This is a genomic window from Paraburkholderia phenoliruptrix (assembly GCF_047325075.1).
Classification (GTDB): domain Bacteria; phylum Pseudomonadota; class Gammaproteobacteria; order Burkholderiales; family Burkholderiaceae; genus Paraburkholderia; species Paraburkholderia phenoliruptrix.
Genome location: NZ_CP168530.1, coordinates 1055316 through 1071706, shown reverse-complemented (window position 1 = coordinate 1071706; position 16391 = coordinate 1055316). Strand labels below are relative to the sequence as shown.

Annotated in this window: 19 protein-coding genes; 7 read left to right on the top strand and 12 right to left on the bottom strand. The window is 65.8% G+C overall.

Annotation, left to right across the window (positions count from 1 at the left end; translation table 11 throughout):
* Positions 1 to 6 precede the first annotated feature (6 nt).
* Both ACEN8U_RS04770 and ACEN8U_RS04765 read left to right on the top strand, forming a co-directional pair.
* Positions 7 to 1899 (top strand): PTS fructose-like transporter subunit IIB, encoded by a 1893-nt coding sequence (locus tag ACEN8U_RS04770; protein ID WP_413657391.1) that lies wholly within the window; start codon positions 7 to 9, stop codon positions 1897 to 1899.
* 28 nt (positions 1900 to 1927) lie between these two features.
* Positions 1928 to 2224, top strand: coding sequence for a DNA-binding protein (locus tag ACEN8U_RS04765; RefSeq protein WP_310108565.1), 297 nt, complete (start codon positions 1928 to 1930; stop codon positions 2222 to 2224).
* A gap of 12 nt (positions 2225 to 2236) precedes the next feature.
* Here the strand turns inward: ACEN8U_RS04765 and ACEN8U_RS04760 are convergent, their stop codons facing one another.
* Complete coding sequence (locus ACEN8U_RS04760) at positions 2237 to 4051, bottom strand: cytochrome c biogenesis protein DipZ (RefSeq protein WP_310108568.1); 1815 nt, start codon at positions 4049 to 4051, stop codon at positions 2237 to 2239.
* Between the two features lie 381 nt (positions 4052 to 4432).
* Between ACEN8U_RS04760 and ACEN8U_RS04755 the strand changes: the two genes are divergently transcribed.
* Both ACEN8U_RS04755 and ACEN8U_RS04750 read left to right on the top strand, forming a co-directional pair.
* Positions 4433 to 4984 carry a thioredoxin family protein gene (locus tag ACEN8U_RS04755; protein WP_310108801.1) on the top strand — a complete coding sequence of 184 codons (552 nt, stop codon included), beginning with the start codon at positions 4433 to 4435 and terminating at the stop codon, positions 4982 to 4984.
* Positions 4985 to 5071: 87 nt separating this feature from the next.
* Positions 5072 to 5986, top strand: a complete 915-nt coding sequence (locus tag ACEN8U_RS04750; RefSeq protein WP_310108570.1) for a LysR substrate-binding domain-containing protein — start codon at positions 5072 to 5074, stop codon at positions 5984 to 5986.
* A gap of 38 nt (positions 5987 to 6024) precedes the next feature.
* Here ACEN8U_RS04750 and ACEN8U_RS04745 read toward each other — a convergent pair whose 3' ends face one another.
* Together ACEN8U_RS04745 and ACEN8U_RS04740 are read right to left on the bottom strand one after the other, a co-directional pair.
* Positions 6025 to 6282: a 4-oxalocrotonate tautomerase family protein gene (locus ACEN8U_RS04745; protein WP_310108571.1), complete on the bottom strand. Its 258-nt coding sequence runs from the start codon at positions 6280 to 6282 to the stop codon at positions 6025 to 6027.
* Positions 6283 to 6340: 58 nt separating this feature from the next.
* Entirely contained in the window at positions 6341 to 7051 is a 711-nt protein-coding gene (locus ACEN8U_RS04740) for an SDR family oxidoreductase (protein WP_310108573.1), read from the bottom strand.
* 359 nt (positions 7052 to 7410) lie between these two features.
* Here ACEN8U_RS04740 and ACEN8U_RS04735 point away from each other — a divergent pair, with 359 nt between their 5' ends.
* A complete protein-coding gene (locus ACEN8U_RS04735; RefSeq protein ID WP_310108576.1) occupies positions 7411 to 8349 on the top strand; it encodes a YihY/virulence factor BrkB family protein in 939 nt (312 codons plus the stop codon).
* 79 nt (positions 8350 to 8428) lie between these two features.
* Here ACEN8U_RS04735 and ACEN8U_RS04730 read toward each other — a convergent pair whose 3' ends face one another.
* Genes ACEN8U_RS04730 through ACEN8U_RS04715 form a run of 4 tightly spaced genes read right to left on the bottom strand, consistent with a single transcriptional unit; the run spans position 8429 to position 11022 of the window.
* Entirely contained in the window at positions 8429 to 9775 is a 1347-nt protein-coding gene (locus ACEN8U_RS04730; protein ID WP_310108579.1) for a HAMP domain-containing sensor histidine kinase, read from the bottom strand.
* Positions 9772 to 10512: a response regulator gene (locus tag ACEN8U_RS04725; RefSeq protein WP_013590768.1), complete on the bottom strand. Its 741-nt coding sequence runs from the start codon at positions 10510 to 10512 to the stop codon at positions 9772 to 9774. The genes ACEN8U_RS04730 and ACEN8U_RS04725 overlap by 4 nt, the downstream gene beginning before the upstream one ends.
* 7 nt (positions 10513 to 10519) lie before the next feature.
* Positions 10520 to 10654 carry a hypothetical protein gene (locus tag ACEN8U_RS04720; RefSeq protein WP_310108805.1) on the bottom strand — a complete coding sequence of 45 codons (135 nt, stop codon included), beginning with the start codon at positions 10652 to 10654 and terminating at the stop codon, positions 10520 to 10522.
* Entirely contained in the window at positions 10651 to 11022 is a 372-nt protein-coding gene (locus tag ACEN8U_RS04715) for a GFA family protein (protein WP_310108580.1), read from the bottom strand. The genes ACEN8U_RS04720 and ACEN8U_RS04715 overlap by 4 nt, the downstream gene beginning before the upstream one ends.
* 320 nt (positions 11023 to 11342) lie before the next feature.
* Here ACEN8U_RS04715 and ACEN8U_RS04710 point away from each other — a divergent pair, with 320 nt between their 5' ends.
* Positions 11343 to 11759: an organic hydroperoxide resistance protein gene (locus ACEN8U_RS04710; protein WP_310108582.1), complete on the top strand. Its 417-nt coding sequence runs from the start codon at positions 11343 to 11345 to the stop codon at positions 11757 to 11759.
* 31 nt (positions 11760 to 11790) lie between these two features.
* On the opposite strand, the gene ACEN8U_RS04705 is transcribed toward ACEN8U_RS04710, so the two are convergent.
* From ACEN8U_RS04705 to ACEN8U_RS04695, 3 genes are all read right to left on the bottom strand, one after another.
* Entirely contained in the window at positions 11791 to 12126 is a 336-nt protein-coding gene (locus ACEN8U_RS04705) for a DUF190 domain-containing protein (RefSeq protein WP_310108585.1), read from the bottom strand.
* A gap of 18 nt (positions 12127 to 12144) precedes the next feature.
* Entirely contained in the window at positions 12145 to 12948 is an 804-nt protein-coding gene (locus ACEN8U_RS04700) for a protein-L-isoaspartate(D-aspartate) O-methyltransferase (protein WP_310108587.1), read from the bottom strand.
* 177 nt (positions 12949 to 13125) lie between these two features.
* Entirely contained in the window at positions 13126 to 13572 is a 447-nt protein-coding gene (locus tag ACEN8U_RS04695) for an SRPBCC family protein (protein WP_309588011.1), read from the bottom strand.
* Between the two features lie 214 nt (positions 13573 to 13786).
* Here ACEN8U_RS04695 and ACEN8U_RS04690 point away from each other — a divergent pair, with 214 nt between their 5' ends.
* A complete protein-coding gene (locus tag ACEN8U_RS04690) occupies positions 13787 to 14695 on the top strand; it encodes an endonuclease/exonuclease/phosphatase family protein (protein WP_310108589.1) in 909 nt (302 codons plus the stop codon).
* Here the strand turns inward: ACEN8U_RS04690 and ACEN8U_RS04685 are convergent.
* Positions 14692 to 15000, bottom strand: coding sequence for a hypothetical protein (locus ACEN8U_RS04685; protein WP_013590776.1), 309 nt, complete (start codon positions 14998 to 15000; stop codon positions 14692 to 14694). The genes ACEN8U_RS04690 and ACEN8U_RS04685 overlap by 4 nt on opposite strands.
* Before the next feature lie 237 nt (positions 15001 to 15237).
* Positions 15238 to 16299 (bottom strand): DMT family transporter, encoded by a 1062-nt coding sequence (locus ACEN8U_RS04680; RefSeq protein ID WP_310108590.1) that lies wholly within the window; start codon positions 16297 to 16299, stop codon positions 15238 to 15240.
* Positions 16300 to 16391: the final 92 nt, after the last annotated feature.

The window sequence follows — 16391 nt, the reverse complement described above, 5'->3', positions numbered from 1 at the left end:
AGAGCAATGGACAAGCTGATTGGACTGGTATCGTCCCCGCAACAGAGCGCGTCGCCGATGGTCGCGGCGCAGGCCTTGAACCGCGCGGCGCAAAAACGCGGCGCTTCGCTCACTATTGAAACGCGCAGCGCGCTCGGTGTGCACGATGCGCTGAACGCCGCGCAGATCGACGCGGCGCGAGCGGTGCTGATCGCGGCGGACGCCGACGCGCGTGTCGACGAAACGCCGTTTGCCGGCAAGACCATTCACCGCGTTTCGCTCGACGACGCGATTCGCGAAGCCGATGCCGTGCTCGCACGCGTCGCGGCGGGTGCAGGCGCGGGTGCAGGCGCGGGTGCGGGTGCGGGTGCGGGTGCGGGTGCGGGTGCGGGTGCGGGTGCGGGTGCGGGTGCGGGTGCGGGTGTGCCCCAGAGCCCGCAGCAGCCGACAAGCGGGCAAGCTACGCAAGGCGCCGCCCGCGCGCTGAAGATCGTCGCGATCACTTCGTGTCCGACCGGCATCGCGCACACCTTCATGGCCGCCGAAGGGCTGGCGCAAGGCGCGAAGTCGCTCGGTCACGAGATCCATGTGGAGACGCAGGGTTCCGTCGGCGCGCAAAACACCTTGAGCGACGAGCAGATCGCCGCGGCGGATCTCGTGGTCATCGCCGCCGACACGCAGGTCGACAAGAGCCGCTTTCGCGGCAAGCGCATCTACGAAACGGGCACAAAAGGCGCGATCGGCAAGGGCGCGGCACTGATCCAGCGCGCGATTGAAGAAGCGACGGCTGACGGCAACGCGCCCGCTTCGCAAGGGAATGCGGGCGGCGCGGCGGGCGCGGCCGGGTCCGCGCTCGCGGACCAGGTTGCGGCGGCGAAAATGCAGCGCTCGGCAAAAGCCTCCGGTCCCTACCGGCATCTGATGACCGGTGTGTCGTTCATGTTGCCGTTCGTCGTGGCGGGCGGCCTCCTGATCGCCATTTCGTTTGCGCTGGGCGGCATCTACGCATTCGACGACGCGCACAAAGGCACGCTGGCGTGGGCGCTGTTCCAGATCGGCGCAAAGTCCGCGTTCGCGTTGATGGTGCCGGTGCTGTCGGGCTACATCGCGTATTCGATTGCGGACCGTCCGGGCATCACGCCCGGCATGGTGGGCGGCATGCTCGCCGCGAGCCTCGGCGCGGGCTTTCTCGGCGGCATCATTTCCGGCTTTCTCGCGGGCTACACGGCGCTGCTGATCAGCCGCAAACTGAAGCTGCACCGCAACCTGGAAGGCCTCAAGCCGGTGCTGATCATTCCGCTCGTTTCGACGCTCGTGGTCGGCCTGCTGATGATCTACGTGGTCGGCACGCCGGTCGCCACGGCGCTGCACGGTCTGGAAGACTGGCTTCGCTCGATGCAAACCGGCAGCGCCGTCACGCTCGGCCTGCTGCTCGGCGCGATGATGGCTTTCGACATGGGCGGCCCGGTCAACAAGGCCGCATATGCGTTCAGCACCGGTCTGATCGCGAGCCAGGTCTATACGCCGATGGCGGCCGCCATGGCCGCGGGCATGACGCCGCCGCTCGGCATCGCGCTCGCCACGTGGATTTTCCGCAACCGCTTTGTCACCGACGAGCGCGAAGCCGGCAACGCCGCCGCCGTGCTGGGCATGGCGTTCATCACCGAGGGCGCGATTCCGTTCGCGGCGCGCGATCCGATGCGGATCATTCCGGCCTGCGTGATCGGCTCGGCGATCACGGGGGCGATGTCGATGGCGTCGGCGGTCGAACTGAAAGTGCCGCACGGCGGAATCTTCGTGCTGCCGATTCCGAATGCCGTCACGCATCTCGGCCTGTATGTGCTCGCGATCGCGGTGGGAACCGTCGTCACCGCGCTCGCGGTCGGCTTGCTCAAGCGGCCGGTTCAGGCCGCCGCGTAAGCAGCGGCTGACTGCTGGGGCGCCGGCCATGACGCAACGTCTTTGCGAAAGTTATCGCGGCTTCGATCTGCTGATCGAAGCAGTCGAAACCGTTTGCGCGGACGGTCGGCACGTGCGCGTGCATCGCACCATCACGCGCCAGCTCGGCGAGCGCACGCTGAGCGTCGCTACGCGTGGCGAAACGACTCCCTGTTCCGCGAGGCTTTCGCAGCAGGCACTGGCCGACGCGCTTCGCGATGCACGCGAGGCCGTCGACCGCCTGCTGGGCGGCTGGCATCCGGCCTATTCGCAAGCGCCCGCTTTTGAGAAGGCCTCTGCGCACTAACGCCGCTTTCCTCTAACCGAACGTGAATGCATACGCGCTCACGCCCGTGTCCAGAAACTCGATGTCGAACGTGCGGTCCTGAACCGCGCCGCTTTGCCGCACGAGCTGATAAAGCCGCTCATTATCGACCACGCCCACGCCGTTTGCATCCGTGTCCGCGCCATGCGACGCGCCCGGCGGCTTGCCGTCGATTGTCACTCTGAAGCGCACCGGTTTGCCGTCCGCCATCGGCCCCAGCACCAGATGCAGATCGCGCGCGTGAAAGCGGTAGGCGATCCTCGCGCCGCTCGCGCCCGAGCGAGCGCGCTCGCCCGCGACGGTCCACTCGCCGGCGAGACTCCAGCTTCCTGTGGCGAGCCGCGCGGGGCTGCTGTAGTCGCGAAGCATGTCGGGCGCGAGCGTTTCCGGCGAAGCGAAACCTTCTGCCTGGCGATAACCGACGTAAGTCTCGCCTGACTCCAGATTCCTCGGATCGGCGGCCGCTTCGATGCCCGACGCCCTCGCCGCGCCCGCGGGTGCGGGCAGCGTCGCATGCCCGGCCTCGGCCAGCAGTTGACGGATCACCTGTTCCGACTTGTCGTATCCGCCTTCGCCGAACTGGTGATAGCGAATGTCGCCGTGTGCATCGACGATATAGAACGCCGGCCAGTATCGATTGTCGAACGCCCGCCACACCGCGAGGTTGTTATCCACGGCAATCGGATAGTCGATGTGCAGGTCGGCCGCCGCGCGCTTCACGTTGGCCACGTTGTGCTCGAACGCGAACTCGGGCGCGTGTACGCCGATGACGACGAGCCCCTGATCGCGATACCGGTTCGACCACGCTTTCAGATACGGCAGCGTGCGCAGGCAGTTGATGCACGAGTACGTCCAGAAATTGACGATCACGACCTTGCCGCGCAGATCGCCCGGTGTCAGAGGCGGCGAATTGAGCCACTCGACCGCGCCAGACAACGGCGGCAAGGCGCCTTCCACGGGCAAGGGAAGGGGGGCGGCGATCGGGAGGGGCTTCGTTTCGCCTACCGGCGCGGTTTTCGCGCTCACTTTAAGCACCGCGCGCTGCGCTTCAACCGGCTGCCTATCCTTCTCCTGCGGCTCCCCGCGCCGCGACCACCGCTGCACGAGCCTATCTTCAATACCGGTCGTATTCAGCGACGGCAGCAGCGCCAGCGCGCGCGTATCGACGCCGAGCGCGATCGCCGCCGCCGACAGCATCACCGCCGCGCCGAGCACCTGACGCACGCGCTCGCTCACGCCGTACGAGCGCCTGAGCATCGCAACGAGCCGCCCGCCGAGCGCAAGCACGATCGCGAGCGACGCCGCCGCGCCCGCCGCAAACGCGAGCAACGGCAACACGCCCGCGCCGCCCGGCCGATGCAGGATCACACCCGTCATCACGAGACCGAGAATCGGGCCCGCGCACGGCGCCCACAGCAAACCCGTGGCAACGCCGAGCGCGACCGACGACATCAGGCGCGGCTCGCCGCCGTCGCGGCGCACCGCGCCATCCAGACGATTGCCGGCGCTCACGAGCGGATGCGTGAGCCGCTCGGCTATCGACGGAAACAGCAGCGCCGCGCCGAACAGCCCGAAGAACGCGAGCGCGATCCAGCGTCCATATTCATTGACGTGCGCGACCCACGCACCGCCAGCGACGGCGAGACTCGCGACGGCGGCGAACGTCAGCGCCATGCCGGCAAGAAGCGGCAAACCATGGCGGACGAACGACTGGTCGACGCGCGCGAACACGAGCGGCACGACCGGAAGAATGCACGGACTCAAAATGGTCAGCATGCCGCCGGCGAAGGCGAGAAGATTGAGCAGCATAACGGTGTCCTTTCGTTCAATAACGTGGCGGGCGGCGCAGGCCGGACCGCTCGGGTTGCGAATGACGCTTCAGGCATTGAACGACCGGCACGTATCGGGCTTGTGTCGGCGAAGGTGGGGTTGTGCAAGCGCATGTATCGGCGGCGGCGTGGATACAGTCCGATACAGAACGCGGTGCGGCGATGCGTGCTCTGGCGCGTGCTCACGCGCATGGGCGCGGGGTTTTGTATCGCAACGTATCGGACGTCGGCGTGGACATACAACATTGCAGAAGCGGGCCGCAAACGACACATGGCAGATACGTCGGCGGCGTCCAATGCGCTCGTACCTGCCGATCAACCCTCGCGCTGCGGCGCCTCCCATGCAAAGGACAACTCCATCATGCCCGCCCGACTCAAAACTCTCGCCACATTGGGCTCGTTCATCGCGCTCGCGCTGATCGCGAGCCTCGCGGCGACGCGCGGCAGCGCGATCAGCGCAGCCGAGCACCATCCGCCCGCCGCGCCGCAGATCACCGGCATCGACAGCTGGATCAACAGCCCGCCGCTCACACTGCCGCAACTGCGCGGCAAAGTCGTGCTGGTCGACTTCTGGACCTACTCGTGCGTGAACTGCGTGAACACGCTGCCGTACGTGAAGAACTGGTACAAGCAGTACGGCGCTCAGGGGCTGCAGGTGATCGGCGTTCATACGCCCGAGTACCCGTTCGAACGCGACGCCGGGCATGTGAGCGCGGCGGTCAGGAAGTTCGACATTCGCTATCCGGTCGCGCTCGACAATCAGTACGCGACATGGAATGCGTTCGACAATCAGTACTGGCCCGCGCTCTATCTCTTCGACAAGACAGGACACGTCGTGTACAGCCATTTCGGCGAAGGCGATTATGCGCAGACGGAAGCGAAGATCCGCGAGCTGCTCGCGCAACCCGGCTGATGCAGCGCCGCATCTGACAGGTTGACGCCGCCATGCGCGCCTGCCAGCATGCGGCAATCGAAATCAATCAAGGTTGTGAAGCGGCCCATGCGAGCACCCAATCACCTGAACGCACTGCGCGCTTTCGAGGCGGTCGGCCGCCATTTGAGTTATGTCGCCGCTGCGGAAGAACTGCATGTGACGCCCGCCGCGATCGGCCAGATGATTCGCGGGCTGGAGGAAACGCTGAACATGGAGCTGTTTCATCGTTCGAGCTCGGGCGCGTCGCGGCTCGTCTTGACCGACGCGGCGCGCGCGGCCATGCCGGAATTGCAGGCGGGCTTCGAGTTGCTGGCACAAGCGGTCGAGCGGCTGAAAGCCAGTAAGGCGCGCATCACGGTGACCGTGACCGTGCCGCCGGCACTCGCCGACAAATGGTTTTTGCATCGCGTGGAGCGGTTTCAGCGCAAGTATCCGAGCTACGATCTGCGCATCGATCTGTCGCTGAAGCTCGTCGACTTCACGGCGGAGCGCGTGGATGCGGGCATTCGTTACGGCACCGGCCAGTGGCCCGAGCTCGCCGCGACCTTTTTGATGCGCGACGAGTTCTTCCCCGTGTGCAGCCCCGCGCTGCTCGAAGGCGAGCATCCGCTCCGAACCCCGGCGGATCTGAACCACCATCCGTTGATTCACGACATCTCGATGCGCACGGCGCCCGCCTTTCCCACGTGGCGCTCATGGGTGCAGAAGACGGGCAACGCGGGCGTGGTCGATTGCGACCGCGGCCTGCAGATCAACGACTCCGCCGCCGCCATTCACACTGCGATCTCGGGCAACGGCGTGGCGCTCGGCAGAACCTGCCTTGTCGAGCGCGACATCGCCGAAGGCCGGCTGGTGCGGCCGTTTCCCGAGGCACAGCCGTGCGATCTTGCTTATTACGTTGTCCATAGAAAGGACAACGGCGGCGAGCCCGCCGTCGCCGCGTTCAAGGCGTGGCTTCTCGAAGAGGCCAACACGCGGTAAGCCGACCGCTCGCCGCGCATATTGAAACTGCGGGCTGTCTAGGCGGTGCTCGCGCCGCCGCCGCCCTTCCTGAGCGCCGCCTGCTTGCGGTATGCCTCGACCGGCAGGCCGCCCCAGCCCCAGTTCTCCATGTCCACTTCTTCGATCACGACGAAGGTGGCCGCAAGCGGCTTGTTCAGCACGTCGAGCAGCACGTGGCTGACCCCGCTGATCAGGCGCGCTTTTTCTTCGGCCGTGACCGCTGTTGCGCCGGGCTTCGTTCCCTCGCGCGTGATCTGAATGGTGACGATAGGCATCTCGTTCTCCGTGGCAAAGACGGGCGCCGCGAATCGGCGCCCGGTTCTTCCTGATGGTTCAATGACCGGCGCTCTGGCCGCCGTCGACGTGCAGAATCTCGCCCGTCACGAACGGCGCCGAATCCAGATACAGCACCGCCTGCACGATGTCGTTCATTTCGCCCATGTGGCCCATGGGATGCAGGCTGCCCAGCGCCGCATGCGTCTCCACCGGATGCATCGGCGATTTGATGACGCCCGGCGATACCGCGTTCGCGCGAATGCCGGCTTTCGCGTATTCGATCGCGATGGACTTCGTCGCCGCATTCAGGCCGCCCTTGGTCAACGAAGCGAGCACCGAAGGCACGCCGCTGATCGCGTGATCCGTGAGGGTCGTCGTGACGGTGACGATATGTCCGCTTTGGCGCTTCTCCATTTCGGCAATGGCGAGCTGCGTGATGTTGAAGAACCCGTCCAGGTTCACGCCTTTCACCAGCGCGTAGTCTTCAGACGTGTAGCTCGTGAACGGCTTCGCCAGAAACACGCCGGCGTTGTTGACGAGCGTGTCGATGCGACCGAAGCGCGCGATGCCTTCCGCGATCACGCGGCGCGCGGTGTCCGGATCGGCGATGTCACCCGCCACCGTGACGACATTCGGATCGTCGACCGGTTTGATGCTGCGGGCTGTCGCCACCACGCGATACCCGCGCTCGCGAAACGCCTTGACCAATTCTGCGCCGATGCCTTGCGAGGCACCCGTCACCACTGCGACTTTTTCCGACGTGTTCATGTTGTGCTCCAGAGTTTTGTTCAGATTCAGGAATGAGAGCGGACTGCCCGGCCGGTTGCCGCTTCGTGCGGCGGGTCTTGCAGTGCGCCTTCGGTGACTGAACTATCGGCTCTGCGCGGTGATTGGACAAACGAGAAGATTTGCGTCGGCGGAAAAGAAAAACTACGGCGGGTCCCGCGTTGCCGATACATGCGGGCCGCGCTCGCGACGACGGCACGCATTGCCGAACTGCCGCGCGCCTGCCGCCAGGCACGCTCCATGCGCGGTGCAATCCAGCGTTGCGGCCCCTGCTGGCGGTTCAGCTGTCGACTCGCCGGATCTTGCCGCGGCGCGTCATCACGTTCAATGACGAGGCGTTTATGAACAAGGTTCCCTCACCCGCGGCGGCGCGCAGGAAGCATGGGCGGCTGGGCAACGCGCTTATGGTCGTCGTCAATGCGGGCAAGCGCTTCATGTCCGACCGCTGCCCGATGATGGCCGCGAGCGTCGGCTTCTACTCGGCTTTTTCGCTTGCGCCGACGCTCCTCATGGTGCTCGCCGTCGCCGGCTGGTTTTTCGGCGAAGACGCGGCGCGCGGGCGGCTCTTCGAGCAGGTGCGCGGCATTCTCGGCAAGGACGCGGCGGAGGCCATGCAGACCATCGTCGAACATGCGCATCGCGCGAGCGGCGGGGGAATTGCCGCCGTGGTGTCGCTCGTGCTGCTGATCGTCGGCGCGTCGGCGACCTTCACGTCGCTCAACACGGCGCTCGACGTCGTGCTCGAAGCCGAGAAAAACGTCAAAAGCAAAAGCAGCCTCACATGGCTCGTGCGCACGCGCCTCGTGTCGGTCGGCATGGTGCTCGGCCTCGGCTTTCTGCTTGTGGTGTCGCTCGTGCTCGATACCGCGATCACCTACGCCGGCCACGCGCTATTTGGCGACTCGCCGCTCGTTATCGTCACTGCGGTCCTGCAGACCGTGCTCGGCCTGATCGTACTCGGCGCCGCCTTCACGGCGCTTCTCCGATGGATGTCCGACGCGCGCGTGAGTCTCGCGCATGCCGCCGTGGGCGGGATGACGGCGGCGATACTGTTTTCCGTGGGCCGGCATCTGTTCGGGCTTTACCTCACGCACGCCGGCACCGCCAGTTCGTTCGGCGCAGCCGGCTCGCTCGCCGTGCTGATGATGTGGCTGTACTTTTCGGCGGCGGTGTTTCTGTTCGGCGCCGAAACGACGGCCGAACTCGCGGGACGCAACGAGGTGAAGGATAAGGAGAAGGACCGGCCGTTATCGGTAGGCGCGGCACGCTCGCGGGGCTGAGCGCGCCAGCCGCTGAAACCTGCAACACCTGAATCTGCAAAGCACCGCAACGGCGGCTCAATGCCACGCCGCCCGCGCGCTACGCCACCGCCGCAGCCGGCGCCGCGACGAGATTGCGCAGCGTGAGCCGGGCCTCCAGGCCGCCGCCGGCCCGGTGATGCAGCTCCAGCGTGGCATCCATTGCAAGGGCCAGTTGGCGCGCGATCGCAAGGCCCAGACCGGTGCCGCCCGTTTGACGGTTGCGTGAGCCTTCGAGCCTGAAGAACGGCTGGAACACGTCTTCGAGCGACTCGGCGGGAATGCCGGGGCCGCGGTCGAGCACCGAGATCGTGGCCTGCCTGTCGTCCGGCGAGAGGGCGATCTGGATCTCCGCCGCGCCGCCGAATTTGAGCGCGTTGTCCACCAGATTGCCGACGATCCGCCGCAGTGCCTGCGGCCGCGTCATCAGCGGCATGCCGAAGCGGCCTTGCAGCGAGACCGCCTGCTCGGCATCGACGTAATCGCACACCAGACTGTCGAACAGCGCGTCGGGATCGATCCGGCACGGCGTTTCCGTCGCGCCGTGCAGCGTGCGCGCATACGTCACGCCTTCTTTCACGAGCGCTTCCATTTCCTGCAGATCCTGGCGCAGCTTCGCGCCTTCGGGTTCGCCGTCCATCATGTCGACGCGCAGACGCATGCGCGTAATCGGCGTTTGCAGATCGTGCGAAATGGCCGCGAGTATCTGCATGCGCTCGGTGACGTACATCGCAATGCGTTCCTGCATGGCGTTGAAAGCATGGGCCGCGCGTGCAATTTCCGATGGCCCGCTTTCGCTGAGGCGCCCGGCCTTCAGGTCGGGGCCGAGCGCGTCGGCGGCGACCGCAAGCTCGTGCAGCGGACGCGTGGCCGTGCGCACCGCGAACCAGCAGCAGCCGAGCAGCACGGCGAGTTGCAGCAGCAGCACGAGCGGCAGCCAGCGCGAAAGCGGCGCACCGGACATCGGGCGCATGTCGATGGTGAGCGGCGTGCCGTCGCTGAGTTTCAGATGGGCCTGCAGCCGTTCGCGATCGCCCGGCACCGCATTCACCGTGAGCGGATAGTTCGTGCCGATGCCGTCGGCAATGGAGCGCGCGACTCGCGCCGACAGATCCGCATCCACCGGCCCGCCGCTCACGCCGGGGCCGAGCACGAATTCGTAGCTGCGCCGCGCGAGACGCGGCAGCCACTGGGCGCGTTCGTCTGCGGGCAGGTGATCGAGCAACGCGACCGAGCTTGCAACCTCGCGCTCGATGTAGCCCATCATCACGTTCGTCATTGTCTGGTCGCGCTCCGTCATGGTGAGCCAGAACGACAACGCCTGCGCCGACGCGAGTCCGATAAAGAGAATCACCGTCAGGCGCGCGAACAGCGTGCGCGGCCAGTGCAGCGACGAAAGCAGCTTCATGGCTGATCCTCGATCACGTTCACGGCCGCGGAAAAGACATAGCCTTCGCTGCGCAGCGTCTTGATGTAACGCGGTTCGCGTGCTTCGTCGCGCAGGCGCTGGCGCAGGCGGCTCACCATCAGGTCGATGGAACGGTCGAAGGCATCGGCCTGACGGCCTTGCGTGAGATTGAGCAGTTGATCGCGCGTCAACACGCGTTGCGGATGGTCGAGAAACACACGCAGCAGGCGATACTCGGCGCCGCTCAGCGCGACCATCGTGCCTTCCGAATCCAGCAGATGGCGCGCGGTCGTGTCGAGCCGCCAGTCGCCGAAACCGAGCATTTGCGCGCTTTCCGTCACCTGCATGCCGGGCGGCAGCATACGCGCGCGGCGCAGCACCGCACGGATGCGCGCGAGCAGCTCGCGCACCGCAAAGGGCTTGGGCAGGTAGTCGTCGGCGCCCATTTCGAGGCCGAGAATGCGGTCGGCTTCTTCGTTGCGCGCGGTCAGCATCAGCACCGGCACCGTGCGGAATTTGCCCGCGCGCAGTTCGCGGCATAGCACGAGGCCGTCTTCGCCGGGCATCATCAGATCGAGCACGATCAGGTCGGGCGCGCCCTGTTCCAGGGCCGCGCGCATCTGCCGGCCGTTCGCGGCGAGCGACACGCGCATGCCGTTCTTTTCCAGGTAGCCGGCGATCAATTCGCGGATGCCGCGATCGTCGTCGACGATCAGTACGTGGTCGGTCGTGTCCATGAATGGATCATCTCTTTTGACGTTTCACCTGCACCCGGCTCGCGCACAGCATCGAACATTGCACCGGATGCGTCCATTCGGCAGCGACGCCGCCCGCGACGAACGCGAGGATCGCGAGCAGGCGCGTCATCGGCCGGTTCATGCGTCCTCCACGACGGAAAGACTGGCACCGTCGGCAAGACCGGCATCCAGCGTATACGGATCGATCCCTTCGAGGCAACCGATATTGACGCGCCACAGCTTCGGGTCCCTGCGCGTCTGGTGAAACGGATAAATGCCGCAATGCTTGCAGAAAAAGTGCCGCGCAACGCGCGTGTTGAACTGATAGAGCGTGAGCGCGTCCTCGCCTTGCGTGATGCTCAACTGGCTCGCTTCGAACGGCGGGGTCATCAGCGCGCCCTTGCGGCGGCAGAGGCTGCAATTGCAGCGGCCCGCGGGCGCGACCGGTGTCGTAACCTGGAATTTGACGGCGCCGCAGTGGCAGCTTCCCTTCAGCGTTTCGGTGTTCATCAGACTCTCCGTGACTGGCAATGCCTGCTTTATAGCGCGCGGCCGGCGGCGATTTATGTCGCAATGTATCTGAAGCCGTATCCGACACAAAACATTGCAGCGGCGCGGGGTTTGTATCGCAGTGTGTAGGCGGCCTCGCGAGATACACGCCATTGCAATACCGCCGTTTCGCGGACACAAGCCAGATACGCGGCGCCCGTCTAATCTCGTCAACGACGGATTCGGCGCAACGCCTCGCGCCCATCCGGACGGACTGCCGAAGACTGAAAAGCGAGCAGCCATCAGTCGCCTACTACTTACCGAAGCAGGGAAATCCAATCATGAACTCATCAGACAAACTGCTGTACACCGGCAAAACGCACACCACCGGCGGCCGCGACGGCGCGGCGCGCAGCGACGACGGCCGGCTCGACGTCAAGCTCGGCTCGCCGGGCGCATCCGCGACCGGCACGAACCCGGAACAGATGCTCGCGGCGGGCTGGTCCGCGTGCTTTATCGGCGCCATGGGAATCGCCGCGAAGACGCTGCGCGTGGCACTGCCGCCGGAGACCGCCGTCGACGCCGAAATCGATCTCGCGATGAACGACAGCGGCTATTTCCTGCGCGCGCGGCTCAATGTGAGCCTTCCTGGCATCGAGCGCGACACGGCGCAGAAGCTCACGGAGATGGCCCACCAGACATGTCCGTATTCGAAGGCGACGCGCGGCAATATCGACGTGACGATCGCGGTGGTCTGAGTTCAGTCGCGGCCGGCTGCGGCCGGCTGCGCTAGCGCGCGGCGTCCCCATCTTCATTGCCGATCACGCCGAATTCCACGGCGGTCTTCACATAGAACAGATGCACGCCCTCGGCGCGCAAGCGCTCGAACAAGACGCCGGCTTCCTCGTTCGTCACCGCCATCACGATCGACAAGGGCTGGTCCGCCAGTTCGAAAAAATGCGCGGAATGCACACGATGACGGTGGCCGATGCCTTCGCTCGCCGGTATCACGGTCGCGCCGCGCAGCCCGAGTTCGCCGGCCAGACTGACGAGCCAGTCGGCCAGCGGTTTGCCGCGATGGCGGCGATCGTGCTGGGTGAAGAAGGTGATCTGGTAGCCGTTCATGTCGATGTCTCCTCCGCTTCAGGCCACGGCCAGCAGGCCGTGCCGGCCCGCCACCTCGCCGGCGCTCATCGGGCACGAGCGCCCGCGCTCCGCACCGCCGACGCCACTGCCTCCGCCAACGCCACTGCCTCCACCGCCACCACTTTTGTCCGCGCCGCGTCGATGCTCGTCCGGCGCGGGCCACGCGTCGGCGCCGACGAGCGGCACGAAGCTCACTTCGCCGAGCGAGCAGCTTCGATAGTCGTCTTCACCATGGCGAACCAGTTTGATGAGCTTCTGATAATGCAGCTCGCGGCCGACGGGCATGACGATGCGGCCGCCGATGGCAAGCTGCCGGCGCCACACATCGGGAATATGCGGCCCGCCCGCCGCCGCAATGATCGCGTCATACGGCGCGTGTTCCGCGAGGCCCGCGGTGCCGTCGCCGAGATAGACAGTGACATTGGAAATATTCAGGCGCGCAAGCATGTCGCGCGCCATGGCGACGAGTTCCGCGTGACGTTCTATCGAATAAACCTGCGCGGCAAGCGTGGCCGCCACAGCAGCGGCATAGCCGGAGCCGGTGCCGACGTCGAGCACGACGTCCGTGGGAGACAGGTCCGCCGCCTCGAGCATCGTCGCGACGATGGCAGGCTGCGAAATGGTCTGCTCGTTGCCGATGGGCAGCGGTCTGTCTTCGTAAGCGAGATCGCGAAGGTAGTCGGGCACGAAGGCTTCGCGCGGCACCCTGCGCATGGCGGCCAGCACCCGTGGATCGCGAATGCCGCGGCCGACGATCTGCCGCTCGACCATGCGCTCGCGGGCCTCGTTGAAATCGCTCATCGCCAACCTCCGTGTCGCAGCCGGCGCCCGCGTGCCTGCGTGCCGCGCGATGCAGCACGCCGCCGGACGGTAGACCTCGACACCCTTGCCGGCGATTGCGGAGCTTCATTCAGTCTACGCGCAGAACGAGCGCGATAAAACGGGCAGTTGAAGGTGGCGTGAGCGGCCGTCGCGGGCTCAGCCGGGAATCTCGGGCTCCACCAGTTTCGCGAGTTGCATCAACGATTCCTGCCAGCCGAGGTAGCACATTTCGACGGGAATCACCTCCGGTACGCCTTCCTGGAGAATCGAAACCTCGGTCCCGCACGACACCTTGCGAAACGTGATGGTCGCGGACATTTCGCCGGGCAGGTTCGGGTCGTCGAACCGGTCGGTGTAGCGGATCTTCTCGGCGGGCACGAGTTCCACGTACTCGCCGCCGAACGAGTGGCTGTTGCCGCTGCCGAAGTTGCGGAACGACATCTTGTAGGTGCCGCCCACGCGCGCCTCGAAGTGGTGGACCTGGCAAGTAAAGCCATACGGCGGCAGCCATTTCGCGAGCGCGTCGGGTTCGAGGAATGCCCGATAGACGCGTTCGGCAGGCGCACGCAAAACGCGGTGGAGTTTGATGGTTCCGGTGGTCATAGTAAGCCGCCTTTCTGGTTGAGATGCCGGGTTGAGAAGCTGCGTGGAGAAGTTTCACACACTGCTACGACGATTCCGCTGCGAAGGAATCGACATGCTGCACGAGAAAATTCGTCAGGCGTCGCGAACATAGGCGCCGCCGGCACAGGCGCGGGCCGTCTACCGGCGATAGACTAACCGGACACACCCGGACAGCTCTTGCAGGAGAAATTTCATGCGGCTCGTCGACTGGAACATTCAATGGGGGCGCGGCGTGGACGGCCGCGTCGATCTCGCGCGCATCGTGCGCGAAGCGCGTGCGCTGGTCGATTTCGACATCATGTGCATGCAGGAAGTGACGCGCGGCTTTCACGAGCCGGCATCGGCAGGCGGCCTCGCGGGCGGCCCCAGCGCGGATCAGTTCGCGGAACTCGCCGCCCTGCTGCCGGGCATGACCGTAATCGACGCAATCGGCTCCGACCTTCCGCCCGTCGGCGGGGGCACCCGGCGGCGTCAGTTCGGCAACGCGATCGTCACGCGCCTGCCGGTGAGACAGGTGCTGCGCCACTCGCTGCCCTGGCCCGCCGATCCCGCGAAGCCGTCGATGCTGCGCGTCGCGCTCGAAGCCGTGATCGAAACGGACGTCGGGCCGCTGCGCGTGATCAGCACGCATCTGGAGTTTTATTCGGAAACGCAGCGGCTCGCGCAGGTCGAGCGGCTGCGCGCGCTGCATCAGGAGGCGTGTGAGCACGCGCGCCGCCCGGCGCACGCGGAGAAGCAGGACAGCCCGTTTGCCGACACCGGGCGCCCCATGAGCGCGGTTGTCTGCGGCGACTTCAACAGCGCGTTCGGCAGCGCCGCTTATCGGAAGATGCTCGAAGCGGTGCCGGGCGCGCCCGCGTTCGCCGACGCCTGGGCCTGCGCGCACGGCGACAGCCCGCGCGCCGCCACGGTCGGCCTGTACGACCACGAGCAATGGGCCGACGGGCCGTTTGCGTGCGACTTCATCTTCGTCACCGAAGATCTCGCGCCGCGGGTGGCGAGCTGCGAGGTCGATCCGCACAGCCGGTCGTCGGATCATCAGCCGATGTGGCTCGAACTACGCCAGGCGCAAAGTACGACGAAAGCGAAGGCCGCGCGCTAGATGCGCGGCAGGTCGTCAATGCATTTTTCGATGTGGCTGTCGGGGACGTCGGTGTCGATTCCGTCGTGCCCGTTGGTATGAGAGACGGCCACGATTTTCGGCCCGAGAAAGCGCGTGCCGCCGAGCGTGAAAAGCGACCAGACAGCGTCGCCGCGATGGATGGCGTCCACCACCTGAGCCACTTCGACAATCGAAGTGGGCGACAACCAGCTGCGCGTGGCGGGGTCGACAGCAGCCCAGCGCACATGCGTGATCCGGTCGTTTGAAGGGTTGATGCGCACAGCGTCGATACCAAATGTAGCCATGATATTTCCCTCCAGCACCCTGGCACTGACCATCCTAGCATGATCGTCCAAGGCGTCGAACGGAGCAAGCGGTAGTCCCGTGGGACGCTTCGAGGCGGCAATAAAAAAGCCAACACCGACAGACCGGTGTTGGCCAAGTACTCCTTCAAACACACACATGGTAGGGATCAGCTACCAGGTAGCCGGGATTACGGCAGCCTCGGCGCGATCTTTAATTTTTCGCGCCGGCTAAGGCGGCTAATGCCGATGCCGGTGGTGAATATCGGGGAAATGGGCGTGCGAATGGCTAATCGGCAGATGCACGTGCGGGTGCGTATGCGGCTCGTCGCCGGAATAAGGAAAGTCGTGCTCGTGCTGGTGGTGCGCATCATGGCGATGCCTGTGCGAGTGCTCGAGCAGCTCGTGGGTGTGCTCATGCACATGCCGCTCGCGCACGTGCAGCCAGATGCCGAGCGCCATCAGCAAGGCGGCCGCGCAGAAAGTCAGGTCCGGCAGCGTCGGCCAGATGGCAAGCGACAGCAGCACGCCAAAGAGCGGCGCGACGGAGAAATAGGCGCCGGTGCGCGCGGTGCCCAGATGCCGCAGCGCGACAACGAACAGCACGAGGCTCACGCCATAGCCGGCGAAACCGGTCGCCATGGCGGCCGCCAGCGTGCCCGGCGACGGCAGCGCTGCGCCCGCCGCGAGCGCAATGCCGAGATTGACGGGCGCGGCGACGAGCCCCTTCAGACACGCGATCAGCATTGCATCGTTCGCCGACACCTTGCGCGTCAGATTGTTGTCCACGGCCCAGCACAGACATGCGCCCACAATCAGCAGCGCCCCGACAGGCACGCCCGCCCCGCCCGGATGCCACGACAGCAGCACGCCCGCCGCGACGATCGCCACCATGCCGAGAAATACCTGCAGGTCGACGTTCTCGCGGAACACCACCCACGCAATCACGGCGGTCAGGACGCCTTCGAGGTTGAGCAGCAGCGAGCTCGTCGCTGCCGGCGTACTCGCGAGCCCCAGCATCAGCAAGGCTGGGCCCGCGACGCCGCCCGCGGCTATCGCGCCGAAGAGCCACGGCCACTCGCGCCGGCTGATGCGAAGCCCAACGCGGGCTCGCGACCGGCCCGGCGCGGCCCACCGCCATGCAATACACAAGCCGAGCCCGGCCCCGCTGCCCAGATAAAACAGCCCGGCGAGCATGAACGGACCGACCGCGCCAAGCAATGCCTTGGCGAGCGGAGTGGCCGCGCCGAACAATGCGGCGGCGGCAAGCGCGACGGATATTGCGCCGTAGGCGGGCTTCAAAATCGGGCCTTCAATGAACGGAAAAAAGACAGTGTACCGGCATGGCGGGCGCTACCAGAACTTTGTCCGCAGGCTCTGAGACCGAAGCTGGC